Origin of the sequence: Paenibacillus sp. FSL L8-0158 (assembly GCF_038592965.1) — a bacterium.
In the GTDB taxonomy this organism is placed as follows: domain Bacteria; phylum Bacillota; class Bacilli; order Paenibacillales; family Paenibacillaceae; genus Paenibacillus; species Paenibacillus polymyxa_D.
Genome location: NZ_CP151949.1, coordinates 3,086,377 through 3,099,875 on the forward strand (window position 1 = coordinate 3,086,377; position 13,499 = coordinate 3,099,875).

A 13,499-nucleotide genomic window follows, 5' to 3' on the forward strand; every position below is an offset into this window, starting at 1 on the left:
TCCACCATGTACGTGGTATTGGGACATCCCTTTTATTATTTATTCATACGGCTTTTAGGTTAAAAGTTTGCGAAAACCTCTACTCGCCTTGAGGAACGGTCAAGCCCAAACCTTCGGCTACACGGCGTCCGTATTCAGGATCAGCTTTGTAGAAATGTCCGATCTGACGCAGTTTGATTTCATCACTTTCTACGGGCTTCATCGCATTTACGATGTTTCGGACCAGACGTGCACGCTCTTCTTCACTGAGCAAGCGGTATAGGTCGCCCGGCTGTGTGTAGTGATCATGATGATCGTAGGCTACACTTTGAGCTTCGCCAGACACTTCAAAAGGAGCCATTTTGTGCGCAGGTGATTCTTTGGGTCCACCGAGACTATTAGGCTCGTAATAGACAGATCCTCCGCCATTGCTGTCACTGCGCAATGCACCATCGCGTTGGTAGTTGTGAACTTCCGCATGCGGACGGTTGATCGGCAACGAATTATGATTTGCACCTACACGGTAGCGATGTGCATCGCCGTAGGCAAACAGGCGTCCTTGCAGCATTTTATCCGGGGATGCCTCAATACCAGGAACAAATGAACCCGGGGAGAATGTCGCCTGCTCTACCTCAGCAAAATAGTTCTCAGGATTGCGATCCAGCACCATGCGTCCAACCTCGATCAGCGGGTAATCCTTTTGAGACCATACTTTTGTCACATCGAACGGATCAAAGCGGTACGTATCTGCATCTTCTACCGGCATAATCTGCACATGAAGTTTCCATGCAGGAAAATCTCCTTTTTTGATGGCATTAAACAAGTCTTCTGTATGATAATCCGGATTTTCACCAGCAATTTTCGCAGCCAAATCCACATCAAGATTTTGCACACCTTGCTCTGTTTTAAAATGATATTTCACCCATACTGCCTGTCCTTCGGCATTTACCCACTTGAACGTGTGACTGCCGAAACCGTGCATATGTCTAAGTGTAGCTGGAATACCGCGGTCAGACATTAGAATACTTACCTGATGCAGCGATTCAGGAGATAAAGACCAGAAATCCCAGACCGCATTCGGGTTTTTCAGATGGGTTTGGGGATGACGTTTTTGCGTATGAATAAAGTCAGGAAATTTAATGGCATCCCGAATAAAAAACACAGGTGTATTATTGCCCACGAGATCATAGTTGCCTTCTTCTGTATAAAACTTCACCGCAAAACCACGCGGGTCGCGTACAGTATCGGACGAGCCCAGCTCACCCGCCACAGTAGAAAAGCGAATAAACATCGGTGTACGCTTGCCCACCTCAGATAAGAAGCTTGCTTTTGTATATGCAGACAAATCATTAGTGACTTCAAAATATCCGTGTGCTCCTGCACCTTTTGCATGAACGACACGTTCCGGCACACGCTCCCGGTTAAAATGCGCCAATTTCTCCAGCAGATGCACATCTTGAATTAGTGCAGGACCCCGCGAGCCTGCTGTGATCGAATTTTGATTATCTCCAACAGGAGCGCCCCAGCTTGTAGTCAGGTTCGTTGGTTGGTTACTCATGATTGAAATCACCTCTTAAATGAATTGGTTGACTATGTGCCTTTTACTATAAGTTGTGCACAAACAAAAATCAATACTTTTTTATAATAATTATAATGTAGGATTTAGAATTAGTTTAAAATCATAAACAAAAAGGCAAACCCCATAAGGCTTGCCGTATATGCAAAAATGTATTTATTTACTAATAGGTATTAGGTATGCTTCCATTTTCACGTTCTGTGATGATTACTTTGATCACTTCCCGAAGTTTTGTCATTGAGGCTTACATATAATATTCATGTAGAATTCATCATAAAATCATAAAAGCAGCTGCTTCTTATCGAGAAAATCCAAGACATCCTGAACTGACTGGATTACCTCCCGGCCTTCTGTGGATACGATTAGATCAGGTTCCAGCGGTTCTTCATAGGGAGCATCAATCCCCGTAAAATGATGAATTTCTCCGGCACGCGCTTTCTTGTACATTCCTTTTGGATCGCGTCGCTCGCATTCCTCCAGGCTGCACTGTATATACATCTCATAGCAACCTTCCTGCTGTAAAATCTCCTTTACCATTTCACGATCTTCACGATAAGGGGAAATGGTGGCACAAATCGTTAGAACACCCGCATGTGCCATTAGCTTTGCAACTTCAGCAATACGGCGGATATTTTCTTTACGGTCAGCGGGTAGGAAACCTAGATTCCGATTTAAACCATGCCGAACATTATCCCCATCCAAAATAAACGTGTGTATGCCTCGTGCATATAACGCTTTTTCAAGTGTGGAGGATACCGTTGATTTTCCCGAACCAGACAGCCCCGTAAACCAAAGCACCGGACTTTTATGGCCATTCAAAAGCTGACGCGCTTGCTTATCAATATCGGACACATGCCAGGTTATATTCGAAGATGGATTCATTCAGCACCTTCCTTTTTCATGAAATATTATAGTAAAACAGTTTTTATGCACTGCCTTCACTTCAAGATAGAACATTTCTAAAGCTGTTTAAAGTACGTTGCTCTGCTTTATGATCCAACACTGCAAAAACAATCCGGTCAAACAGCAAACCATATCCTTCATCTACAATCACTTGCTTGAACCAGAGGGCAACCTCTTCCGGCTTATTGCGGAACACCCCGCAACCATAGGCTCCCAGCACAAGATGTTCTACGCCGTTTTGCTTAGCCATTCCGAGAATGTAACGTATCCGCTCCAGCATCACTTCACCGATCCGATTCACCTGCTCTGGCTCCCGTTCTCGCACAACTCCAGCATTTACAGCAGGTGCGGTCAGGAAATCGACTTGATACGGCTTTTCCAACAATGTCCCCTGATCATCCCGAAATACCGGAACTTCAGGCGAATAAATCATATAATCTGAATAAAAACAGCTCCGCAGCTTCCGATTATGTCCATACATTTCTTCCATTTGTGAAATGCAAGGATACAACGCTGACGAACGAGCCAAGCTTTCTTCTTGAGCCTGGCTGCCTCCGAGAAATCCACCTCCCGGGTTTTTAGCTGATGCAAAATTCAAACACGCCACATGGGCCAGCTTTTCTTCGACCTGGAGTCTGTATGCCGCTTGCAATGTACTTTCTCCCGTAATTTCCAATTTTGCAGTGATCATCTGTTCGTCTATACGGGAAGAAGTCCCCAATATACTTTTTATGTTTTGCTCTGCCTCTTGTTTAACAGCTACCAGCTGAGAAGGTGTATATAACTTTGAGCCTGTGACCGCATTCCCTATCTCTTTTGTCATATTTACTTGAGCCTGTCTGATATTCGTATAATACCCATGTTCCAAAATGGATAGTGTATCCTGCGCCATATGCGATCGGGCATCCCGGTTGCTACGGGAATTCATTGTATTTTTCATGATGACTATTCCTCCTTTTGCAATACATCCTCACGTAAATTCGTCAATATTTCTCCTAGCCAGTTCGTGCCGCGCCATAGCTTGCGGTTCCGTATACGAGCATCGTTCTCAGCTAAGCCTACACCCCAAATGGTGTCAGTCGGACTAGCCTCAACCAAAGTCGTTCCTTTCGTTTTAAGCAGGTGCTTGAGCAGATTCGGATTTTGTGTAAACTTGGCGTAATTACCGTCATACACAAATTGCCGGCAATTGGCCTCCCACAAGAATTGGTCAAATCCGCGCACACTGCGACCGCGGGCTTTTTGCTCCCTGGGGGTAGGGGCTTGCATAATTTTCAGGGCTATCTCTTCATCCCCAAAAAGCTGTGCTTTTTTTAACATCATATATTGCTCGGCACAGTTAAACTCCAATCCATCCACAACAAAATCAGAAGGATACCATTGCGAAAACGGCGAATGACTGCGATAAAAAAACGTAAACTTTTCCATGATGATTCCTCATTTCATATTCCTTTATGCTACATAAAACGTGACCGAGGCTTAAATCGGTATAACTTAGACGGACGATGTCCGGCCGCCTTTCTATATTCATTGGTTTCTTCCACGAGATCAGCTATTTTGCGACGAAAAGCTGCGGCCAACAGCTCCTTACCCAGAATAATTTCATACACCTGCTGAAGCTCACTCAGTGTAAATAGAGCTGGCATCAGATGAAACGCGATATCTGTGTATTCTATTTTGCTGCGTAGACGCTCTATACCGTACGCAATGATTTTGGCATGATCAAAAGCAATTCCTTGTGACTCTAACACTTCTCGCTTGATTTCAATGGTTCTTCCCTTAAGAATTTCAGTTATTTTTACTTTGGCTGACAGATGGATGTCCCCATGCTTCAATGTGATATCAATATCTTGTTCCCATGTGTAGCCTTCCGGCTGATTCGTCCGCGTCTCCTGAGCTACGCTGTAATCCAGCTCAAACCATTGGGCATCAGCGGCATCATCCCCTGCCTGTACCTCCAAGGAATCGTGGTCAACCAATGCCATGTAAGCGCAGCTGATCACCCGCATACGCGGATCACGTGCCACATCTCCCCAAGTATATAGCTGCTCCATATAAATCTGATCTACATTCGTTTCCGTTTTAAGCTCCCGTCGTGCAGCCTCTTCCAGACTTTCATCTATGCTTACAAAACCACCCGGCAACGCCCATTGCCCTATATAGGGATGCTCCCCTCTTTGGATCAAAAGAAGCTGAAGGGTCTTCTCGGGCAGCTTGCGGTAATTTTGTTGGAACTGATCCATTACCGTAAATAGCAGCATATCTACCGTTACGGATGGGCGCTCATATTCATTCGCATCATAAAGGGCCAAGAACTCCTCTTCCGTCAAGCCACTGTGATTATGTTTCGATCCATCTGTCACTTGCGTCACCTACCTGTTCATATATGGGTTATTTGTCACTTTTGATTCAAAAGTGACGAATGCTTTATGTAACTTTTAATTTGAATCAATTGATAAAAACAAAATGTTATTATCAATACAATAATATATAAAAAATGTTTCGTCAATAGGGTGTATAGACCTGTTTCCAATCATTAAATAGTACTATTAGACTGTTTACTGAATTTCACTTGTTGCTTATTGTCATATCATGTATGATGTTTTGGTCAATATAGGAAACACAACATACTAATCATGTAGGGAGAAGATCCAATTGTCTAACCAGTTTAATCCGCAAAACAATCAACAAGGAGCACCATCCAGACCAGCCCCTGTTTACCCGCCTCCTGTATCATTCAAGGAGTGGATGATCAGTTTACTTCTGATGGCTATACCGGTAGTTGGAATTATTATGCTGTTTGTGTGGGCATTTAGCGGCTCAACTAATCCGAGCAAAGCTAACTATGCTAAAGCAGGCCTTCTTTGGGCCGCTATTGTAATCGTGATCTATATCATTATGGCTGTTGCTCTGTTGCCTGCTATCATAAGTTCATTAAATTCAAGCAGCTACTATTGATTCCAAGTACATAGCAAAACAACCTTCCGATAAATCAACCTGATACATCAGAAGGTCTTTAAACTAAACTGCCGACCCCGTCGGCAGTTTTTATTTGATCTCCTTTCCCTTTACTCCTTTATTCTCACAGCATAACGATTCATCATTCCCGGCATCCCCTGAAAATCAAGTTTGCCATGAGAAATCAAATATTGAATCCGGTATTCCCAAAAAGTATCACTTCTTGGCTGCGACCACTGCGTTAAAGCTTGACCTATTATTTTTCCGGTGTTCATAAATTCTAAATTATCCGCTAACTGTATCCTGCTAATCATATCCAGCAAGGCCTGATCCAAATAATCCTCCGGCACATGAACAATACGGTCATTGTCCCATAATCTCAGGACACTATCTTGCTCGCTAAGCTCCAACCACTCTCGTTCGTATCGACGTCGGTCTTCCATACACACCACATAAAGTTCATGTTCACTTCGCTTAATGAACCGTTCAATTTCTTTCGAATGCACCACGCCCATGGATAAAGGGAACGGACTCTCGTTATATAAATGATCATCCGGCTCCCGCTCCAAGGTATCCGTGACATTAATGACCCGTATAGGTGCAGCTCTTTTGCGCAAGAGATATAATACAAAGCGCAATCCGATCTGCTCGTCAGCATTAGAGCCACACCAGATCGTGATCGATTTATTATCTGGGATTTCACTTAGGGTAACCATCATCTGTTCAATACGGTGCTCCCAATCGGCGTAATGGAAAAACTCATAATGCATCATCCGTTCAGCCAACCAGTTGTGACGGTTTTCTTGACCTTCTAATGTTTCCAACCTCCACAATGGTCCTATGGAAAACTGATCATTAAAAGACAGCACGATACTCTCAAGCCGTAATCCTGCACCCGAAAGTCCTACCTTCATCGAGCCTGCGGCAGACTGAGAAAACAATAGATGCACATGCCTCTCCCGGGTGCGTTCATGCTCCAGACGCTCATTTCGGCTCGTTTCCACATCATTTGCCCACTGCTCCAATATAGGATTAGCCCATTCAGGATTTTTGTCTGATAAGGCTGCAGCCTGCTCCAGTACACTACGTACAAAACCTCTAAGTTTTCGACCCTTAAAAACCTCATCGTAGTCTTCATCAAAATTCGGTTCATTATGAGATAACAACAAGTCACTACCTCCTCTTATCTAAATTCAATTCAAGCTTGTCTTTCGACCAGAAATATCTTTAGAATAGGCGTATAGCTATCACTTCTTACTCTACAATAAAATACCACAGATTGTTACTCGACTGGAGGAAAAGAAATGACATCGGAGTGGCAGAGATTACAGACCAAACTGCCGGAATGGGTAGAACAAAGCCGTCATGAGTATATTCATGGCAAGGTAGCAGCATATATTCCCGAACTGTCCAAAGCCCCGGCCGACGCGCTGGGTGTTGTTGTGATGAATGGTGCGGGCGAGACCGTGGTAGCCGGGGATACGGAGCTCCAATTTACGATGCAAAGCATCTCAAAGGTATTTACGCTCATTCTGGCCTTGATGGATAATGGAGAGGACGTTGTCTTCTCTAAAGTGGGTATGGAGCCTACCGGAGACCGTTTTAATTCCATGCTAAAACTAGAACTGGTTGAGCCGGGGATTCCGTTTAACCCACTAATTAACGCGGGGGCAATCGCGATCTCCTCTCTGATTCGCGGGAACAGTCCAGAAGAGAAATTTGCCCGTGTTCTCCAATTTTTCCGCCTGCTTACCCACAATGACACATTGGAATATGATCAGGATGTCTACGATTCAGAATCAGCTACAGGCCATTTAAACCGTTCCCTTGCTTATTTTCTAATGGAAAAAGGTATTTTAAGAGGTCATGTGGAGGATGTGCTTGAAGTTTATTTCAGACATTGTGCTGTCAAATTGAACTGTACAGATTTAGCACGTATGGGACTTGTACTAGCCTACAACGGCCGTGATCCGGTGACAGGTATACCGCTGATTCCCCGCCGCTATGTACAGATCGCCAAAACATTTATGACGACATGCGGCATGTATGACGCCTCAGGGGAATTCGCCATTCAAGTCGGACTACCTGCCAAAAGCGGCGTATCAGGCAGTATCATGACGATGGTACCCGGACGATATGGCATTGGACTGGTTGGACCTTCTCTGAACCGTATGGGAAACAGTACAGCCGGTGTACACTTACTGGAAACGATATCTCGGGATTTGGATTGGAGCTTGTTCTAAGTACGAAAAAAGGGTATTCCCAGCCTTTACGGCTTATAGGAATACCCTTTTTTGTTCCGTACCTTCTATGTTACGAGATTTGACCGTTAACCAGTTTAATTTGAATGCGGAACGGATCAGCTACATACTTGCCGCCATCGCGTTCTTGCACTCCATAGCCTGCTGCCTCTAAACGAGCCACAATAGCATCCAATTCATTCTGATCCGGTATGATCAATTCAAAATAATCCAATCCTGCAGCGTGCTCAGGAGCTGGTGGTGCTCCTTCACCTGCCCATATATTCAAGCCCATATGGTGGTGGTAACCACCTGCGGAAACGAACATGGCCGAAGAGCCATACCGGCACGTAATGTCAAAGCCAAGCACATCGCAATAAAATTGCTGTGCTTTGAGCAAATTAGACACATGGAAGTGGACGTGCCCGATTACCGTTCCCTGTGGTAGTCCCTGCCAAAGTAGTTTTTCGGAAATTGCAACCAAGTCTTCTGCATCCACGGGATCTGTTCCCATAATGTAAAATCCATTTGCATCCTTTTTCCACTGGTCACGGGGACGATCTGCATAGATTTCAATTCCGTTATTATCCGGGTCATGGATATATAGGGCTTCACTTACATCATGGTCTCCCTGTCCGATTTCAATCTCATGAGCCAGCAGATTACGTAAAGACAGACCCAGAGCTACACGGTTTGGGAGAAGAATAGCAAAGTGATATAACCCGGCAGCAGATTGACGCGGCAGAATAACTGCATTTTCAATATAGTTAAGGATGAGTAGCGCATGCTTCCCATCGACAGTCAATTCAGCGGTATCCGCCGTTTGACGCAGTAGCTGAAAACCAACGACCTCTGTATAAAATTGAATAGAACGCTCCAAGTTGCTTACTTTTAATGAAACCTGCCCGATTTTGGTGTTGTCATGAATATGTGCTGTCATGAGATTTCCCTCTTTCTACATGGATTGGAGGACTAAAGCTAATCAAAAATTATTGTTCGGTTGACTCACGACGGCTGAACAAAGAATCCAGAGACAAGCGAGTCGTTGGTGCAAATACCAGATGAAGAGCTACCAGAATAAAAGCAATATCCAGTTCATAGCCAGCGCCTTGACCATTCCCCATCAACCCGCCGGACAATTTTGCTGTAAAAATAGCGCCGATCAAAACAATCACAAATAGCCCAGATACATAGCGGGTAAGTAATCCAAGAATCAATGCAATTCCGCCGACCAACTCAATCACCGCAACGACATAACCTAAAAATCCTGGAACGCCAATGCTGGAAAACCAGCCTGCTACATTACCCAACCCCATTTGGAATTTAGCAATTCCGTGTGCCAAGAATAAGATTCCCAACGCCACCCGCATAATTGTAGAAATGTTTCTGCTTGCTGAACTCATATTTATCTCTCCATTCTGTTTGTTTATTACACTCATACAAGTGCATATGAATAATTAATTTATATTACTAATAATTTGCTTAAAAAAATAATACTGTCTGAATCTATGCCACAACACATGTATGTGAGTCAAATTCGAATTATTAGTAATAGAAATAAATATTTTGTAATGTGAATTTATCATAAGAAACTGTGGTCTGTCAATAAAATATTTGGTATCATAAATATTACATTAGTATACATTATATTCCCTTAAAGGAGGAACGCTCTATGAGTATAGGATGCAACATACGCGCTGCTCGTAAACGTAAAAATTTATCCATTCAGCAAATATGCGAACGAACCGGACTATCGCAAGGGTTTATGAGTCAAGTAGAAAATAATAAAACCTCCCCTTCCATCGCTACATTGGACAGCATCGCAAATGCGCTTAAGGTCCCTCTCGCTTTTTTGCTTCTTAAAGATGAGGAACGGATGCAAGTGATTCGCAAGGACGAACGCCGTAAAACCTTATATGGTAAAAACAACCTTCAGGTCGATCATTTGGGGGGTCAGGGTAACGTCAAAATGATGCTCGTTGAAATGCCGCCCGGCTCATCTACAGAAGAAGAGCATGCTCATGCAGGGGATGAGATTCATTTTATCTTGGAGGGCACGGTATACGTGGAGCAAGGCGAGGATTCAGCTACTCTGGAAGCAGGAGATTCCTTTAGCTGGCGAGCAGCTATCCCCCACTATGTCAAAAATGTGGGAGAAAACAACGCCCGAATTCTGATCTCCGTGTTTCTCGAAGCAGATAATGACGCTTAATAGATATTTACGCAAGCACGAAGCAACAAAAGTACAAATCCTATCGAAAAAAGCGCGTACCGGAAGTATCTTTACTTCAACGATCCGCGCTTCTTATATTTTCATTTGCTATTGCTGCTCTTAACCTATTTCATCGCCTGCTGGGCATCTGTACGCGATTCCCACGGCAGCTTGAAGGTTTTCATAATTTGTTTGGTATTAGCCGGGAGTCCAGTTATCGGATCACCAGTAGTACCCAGCAGTTCTTCTTTTTTATCCGTAGTAATACACCCATAGAAAGTGGTACTGCTGTCTCCCCATCCTGTAGTGAACTCGTAGATCAGCGGCTTATTTATTTTCGGATAAGTTCCCCACTGATTTTTGGCTTTATTCTCCAAAAAACGTCCCAGCGGATCGTATTCCATTGTAAATTCTTTATCAAAGGGAGCTCCCACATACCCTTGATAGGTGACAATCGGAAAACCGTCCTTCACTTCAACCAGACTCAGCACATCCCCGTTCACTGTAAAATACCGTAATGCTTCACCTTGGGGGAACATGTAGACACTGGACAGAAGCTCAGTGTTAGAACGGTGTGCTTCTATATAAGGATGGAAAGAACTTCTGTTTATGCGGATTAACGCTTTGCGTGCTGCCACGAGATCTCCCTCATATATTTGTTCTTTTAGTTTACCGTGAATCGGCGGCTGAATCTGAATCTGTGTATTTGTCTTCTCCAACGTATAACCTAAATCAAGCGAAACATCTCTCAGAGGTATATATACTTTTTCATCATCATTCTCCGTTCACTTAATGAACTTGTTCATTCCTGATCTATCTCTTTTTGGCTGCGTCAATGTCTCCAGGATTCAAACCTTCCCATATGTTCGGGATACTAACGGTCTCTGGATGCTCAAATACGAGAAACGCAGTCGGCAAATACCGCTCTCCGTATTCAGAAGAAGGCTTGTTTACAATGGCATTATCCTTGACGAGCACCGTTGAAGAACCTCCATCCAGATTAGCACCGATAACCGCTCCATGTTTAAGCAAAATATTTTGCATATCATACAAGTTGGCACCAATGCTGTACCCAGGCTGACGACCGTCGATGGTCACGAATATAATGGCACCGTCTGCTCTTTGCCCCATTGCGGTACGGGGAGCAATTCCCCAGCCCTCACTTGCATTGCGAATCAGACCTTTCCCATTCACGATTAGGCGTGGTTGAAAAGTAACCGCTTCTTGCACATTCATTTTGGACAACTCGGACAACGAATAGTGACCGGCTATCATTTTTCCCTGTTTATCAATACCTACGATTTGGACAGAGGCATTTTTACCCATATCATTGTAGTATATCTCCCCCTGGGAAATGACAACGCCAATCGGTTTAAAACCATTCCCATTCCAGTTGGGGTCGGCAAAGCCACCGCCATTTACGCCAGCAACAGCTCCTAAACGCTCGACCATACTAGATACCCTTTCTCCCCGGCCGACTTTGGCAGGAACCCCGAGCCTAATTTTAGTGGGGTCATGCACCGTCATAACATAGCCATGATAGTTACGGCCCGATACCTCTTCCACTTCAACCAGCGGCGTTTGTTGTACTTTGGTCGGTATCAGATCAGGTAGATTGATTGTATGTCTGTCTTTTTCCTCACCCATCGCTTCAAAACGGGCCGAATATTCAGCCACACGTTTTTTCGCCTCCGCTTCACCGATGAAGTACTTCGCCCAGTGACGATGTTGGGTCGTGATCAGCGTATCCGCAGCCAAATAGCGCATGTCCTTGCCAGATGACGTTAAGAACAACCACGCACCACCCCCTATTCCTGCTAGCAGGAATACAACAAAAAGTCGCAGCATAAAGCGACCGAATTTTCCTTTTCGTTTCTTTTTTCTATTTTTCTGCCTGCGAGCTGCTGCACGCTTTGGCAAGACTTCCGGTTTCATTCATCATCTCTCCTGTTATTGGTGACTTCTATCTTATTCATCACTATTGCCCATCAAATGATCCGTAACGATAGGCAGCGACATCTAACGACAATATCATAAACTAATTTTGTAGAATGATAGTGTCAATTTTTTAACAGATTCAACCACTCTGGAAAAAATACAGGAAAAAGTCCTCCACATGAATGTGAAGGACTGTAATTAAAGCTACTCTACGCTTTTTACGGAGCAGCCTCTGGTTCGAGCAGCATGAACAGCTCTTTCATCTGCTGCCGCTTGAGTTTGGGACTAAGCACATACAATGTATCGCCCGGTTCAATCACCGTCGTGCCTCTCGGGGCAATAATTTGCTCGTTCCGAATGATGGCTGTGAATAAAATATCTTCAGGCAACTGTATATCCTGAATCGCTTTGCCCGCTATTGACATCCCATTTTGTACCTGAATGTGGTTGATTTCCGAAGTGGTTTTTCCCAGAGAAACTAGTTCCAGCAGTGAAGGAGACGACGTTTCGTTAGGGTCCATCAAGCCAAGCTTCACCGCTAGCCACGAAATAGTGGTACCTTGAATAATCGCAGAAGTGAGCACGACGAAAAATACAACATTAAAAAACAAGGGTCCTACATCCATCTCATCCAGTAAAGGATAGGTTGCGAGTACAATAGGTACCGCCCCACGCAGTCCTGCCCAGGATAACAGTGTCTTCTCGCGCACAGAGTACCTGGAAAAAAGCAAGCTGAGGAACACGCCTATTGGACGAGCCACGAGCATGAGAATGAAGGAGAGCGCCAAGCTTTGCCACGCAATGCCCAGCAATTGATCGGGAAAGACCAATAGCCCGAGTAGAACAAACATCATAATCTGCACCATCCAGGCGAAGCCATTGTTAAAATGAATAATGGATCGCTTGTAGGTCAAGTCGGAATTTCCCAATACAATGGCCATGACATACACCGCCAGCAATCCGCTTGCCTCTAGTAACGATGCCGCCGCATACGTCAAGACTGCAAATGCTAGTGCCATTACAGGATACAAACCGGATGAATCAAAATTCATTTTATTAATCGCATATACACCTATACGTCCGAGTACAAAACCAACGACTAAACCAAAACCCATTTCCCATAAAAATAACAAGATATGTACCCAAATGGATTGCTCAGGGTGATGTATCAACTCAATCAAAGTTACCGTGAGAAAAACAGCCATCGGGTCATTACTGCCGGATTCCGCTTCGAGCGTGGAGGTAATTCGTTTTTTGATGTTTTTACCTCCTAGAACGGAAAACACGGCTGCCGCATCGGTCGATCCGACAATAGCTCCAAACAGCATGGATTCCATCCAGCTTACGCCTAAAATAAACTTGGCGCAAACGCCAATGACTACGGTCGTAATGATGACCCCTAACGTTGATAATGACATTGCAGGTCGAATAACTGGCTTAACATCTGCAAACTTTGTCTGCATCCCGCCTTCAAACAAGATTACAATCAGCGCGAGAATGCCAACTAGCTGTGTGATAAAGGCATTATCAAAATAAATAAACTGACTGAGCACCATACCTACGGCAATAAACAAAACGAGCGCAGGCATACCGAAACGGCTGGAAAATTTGGTAGTCAGCACACCGACCAGCAGCAAGCCGGACAGCAAAAGCACAATAAAATTAATAACGGTTGTCTGTTCCATACGGCTTC

14 protein-coding genes are annotated in these 13,499 nt (G+C 44.2%); 3 read left to right on the forward strand and 11 right to left on the reverse strand.

The genetic code is table 11. From position 1 onward, the window contains the following. Positions 1-79: 79 nt before the first annotated feature. The 5 genes from katA to NSQ68_RS13315 form a co-directional block, all read right to left on the reverse strand. Positions 80-1,537: a catalase KatA gene (gene katA / locus NSQ68_RS13295; protein ID WP_029515135.1), complete on the reverse strand. Its 1,458-nt coding sequence runs from the start codon at positions 1,535-1,537 to the stop codon at positions 80-82. A 297-nt stretch (positions 1,538-1,834) separates the two neighbouring features. Beyond that, the gene (gene cysC / locus NSQ68_RS13300; protein ID WP_342426208.1) at positions 1,835-2,437 is read right to left on the reverse strand and encodes an adenylyl-sulfate kinase; all 603 of its coding nucleotides are present in this window, start codon (positions 2,435-2,437) and stop codon (positions 1,835-1,837) included. Between the two features lie 61 nt (positions 2,438-2,498). Beyond that, positions 2,499-3,398 (reverse strand): TIGR02452 family protein, encoded by a 900-nt coding sequence (locus NSQ68_RS13305; RefSeq protein ID WP_342426209.1) that lies wholly within the window; start codon positions 3,396-3,398, stop codon positions 2,499-2,501. 5 nt (positions 3,399-3,403) lie between these two features. After that, positions 3,404-3,886 carry an NADAR family protein gene (locus NSQ68_RS13310; RefSeq protein WP_342426210.1) on the reverse strand — a complete coding sequence of 161 codons (483 nt, stop codon included), beginning with the start codon at positions 3,884-3,886 and terminating at the stop codon, positions 3,404-3,406. Between the two features lie 29 nt (positions 3,887-3,915). After that, positions 3,916-4,821, reverse strand: a complete 906-nt coding sequence (locus NSQ68_RS13315) for an NUDIX domain-containing protein (protein ID WP_342426211.1) — start codon at positions 4,819-4,821, stop codon at positions 3,916-3,918. A gap of 292 nt (positions 4,822-5,113) precedes the next feature. Here NSQ68_RS13315 and NSQ68_RS13320 point away from each other — a divergent pair, with 292 nt between their 5' ends. Next, positions 5,114-5,416 carry a hypothetical protein gene (locus tag NSQ68_RS13320; RefSeq protein WP_342426212.1) on the forward strand — a complete coding sequence of 101 codons (303 nt, stop codon included), beginning with the start codon at positions 5,114-5,116 and terminating at the stop codon, positions 5,414-5,416. Between the two features lie 110 nt (positions 5,417-5,526). On the opposite strand, the gene NSQ68_RS13325 is transcribed toward NSQ68_RS13320, so the two are convergent. Then, positions 5,527-6,585: a DUF1835 domain-containing protein gene (locus tag NSQ68_RS13325; RefSeq protein ID WP_342426213.1), complete on the reverse strand. Its 1,059-nt coding sequence runs from the start codon at positions 6,583-6,585 to the stop codon at positions 5,527-5,529. Positions 6,586-6,720: 135 nt separating this feature from the next. On the opposite strand from NSQ68_RS13325, the gene glsA reads away from it, so the two are divergent. Further along, positions 6,721-7,659, forward strand: coding sequence for a glutaminase A (gene glsA / locus NSQ68_RS13330; RefSeq protein WP_342426214.1), 939 nt, complete (start codon positions 6,721-6,723; stop codon positions 7,657-7,659). 70 nt (positions 7,660-7,729) lie between these two features. On the opposite strand, the gene NSQ68_RS13335 is transcribed toward glsA, so the two are convergent. After that, positions 7,730-8,596 carry a VOC family protein gene (locus NSQ68_RS13335; RefSeq protein ID WP_342426215.1) on the reverse strand — a complete coding sequence of 289 codons (867 nt, stop codon included), beginning with the start codon at positions 8,594-8,596 and terminating at the stop codon, positions 7,730-7,732. Positions 8,597-8,645: 49 nt separating this feature from the next. Beyond that, positions 8,646-9,059, reverse strand: coding sequence for a DoxX family protein (locus tag NSQ68_RS13340; RefSeq protein ID WP_342426216.1), 414 nt, complete (start codon positions 9,057-9,059; stop codon positions 8,646-8,648). 269 nt (positions 9,060-9,328) lie between these two features. Here NSQ68_RS13340 and NSQ68_RS13345 point away from each other — a divergent pair, with 269 nt between their 5' ends. Next, a complete protein-coding gene (locus tag NSQ68_RS13345; protein WP_342426217.1) occupies positions 9,329-9,868 on the forward strand; it encodes a cupin domain-containing protein in 540 nt (179 codons plus the stop codon). Positions 9,869-9,993: 125 nt separating this feature from the next. On the opposite strand, the gene NSQ68_RS13350 is transcribed toward NSQ68_RS13345, so the two are convergent. The 3 genes from NSQ68_RS13350 to NSQ68_RS13360 all read right to left on the reverse strand — a co-directional run bounded on the left by NSQ68_RS13350 (position 9,994) and on the right by NSQ68_RS13360 (position 13,491). Next, positions 9,994-10,587 carry a hypothetical protein gene (locus NSQ68_RS13350; protein WP_342426218.1) on the reverse strand — a complete coding sequence of 198 codons (594 nt, stop codon included), beginning with the start codon at positions 10,585-10,587 and terminating at the stop codon, positions 9,994-9,996. Positions 10,588-10,681: 94 nt separating this feature from the next. Then, a complete protein-coding gene (locus NSQ68_RS13355) occupies positions 10,682-11,803 on the reverse strand; it encodes a phosphodiester glycosidase family protein (RefSeq protein WP_342426219.1) in 1,122 nt (373 codons plus the stop codon). Between the two features lie 221 nt (positions 11,804-12,024). Beyond that, positions 12,025-13,491 (reverse strand): potassium/proton antiporter, encoded by a 1,467-nt coding sequence (locus tag NSQ68_RS13360; protein WP_342426220.1) that lies wholly within the window; start codon positions 13,489-13,491, stop codon positions 12,025-12,027. Positions 13,492-13,499: the final 8 nt, after the last annotated feature.

Coding starts and splice junctions, on each gene's coding strand:
- katA (WP_029515135.1), bottom strand. CDS start 1,537: ATGAGTAACCAACCAACGAACCTGACTACAAGCTGGGGCGCTCCTGTT.
- cysC (WP_342426208.1), bottom strand. CDS start 2,437: ATGAATCCATCTTCGAATATAACCTGGCATGTGTCCGATATTGATAAG.
- NSQ68_RS13305 (WP_342426209.1), bottom strand. CDS start 3,398: ATGAAAAATACAATGAATTCCCGTAGCAACCGGGATGCCCGATCGCAT.
- NSQ68_RS13310 (WP_342426210.1), bottom strand. CDS start 3,886: ATGGAAAAGTTTACGTTTTTTTATCGCAGTCATTCGCCGTTTTCGCAA.
- glsA (WP_342426214.1), top strand. CDS start 6,721: ATGACATCGGAGTGGCAGAGATTACAGACCAAACTGCCGGAATGGGTA.
- NSQ68_RS13335 (WP_342426215.1), bottom strand. CDS start 8,596: ATGACAGCACATATTCATGACAACACCAAAATCGGGCAGGTTTCATTA.
- NSQ68_RS13340 (WP_342426216.1), bottom strand. CDS start 9,059: ATGAGTTCAGCAAGCAGAAACATTTCTACAATTATGCGGGTGGCGTTG.
- NSQ68_RS13345 (WP_342426217.1), top strand. CDS start 9,329: ATGAGTATAGGATGCAACATACGCGCTGCTCGTAAACGTAAAAATTTA.
- NSQ68_RS13355 (WP_342426219.1), bottom strand. CDS start 11,803: ATGAAACCGGAAGTCTTGCCAAAGCGTGCAGCAGCTCGCAGGCAGAAA.
- NSQ68_RS13360 (WP_342426220.1), bottom strand. CDS start 13,491: ATGGAACAGACAACCGTTATTAATTTTATTGTGCTTTTGCTGTCCGGC.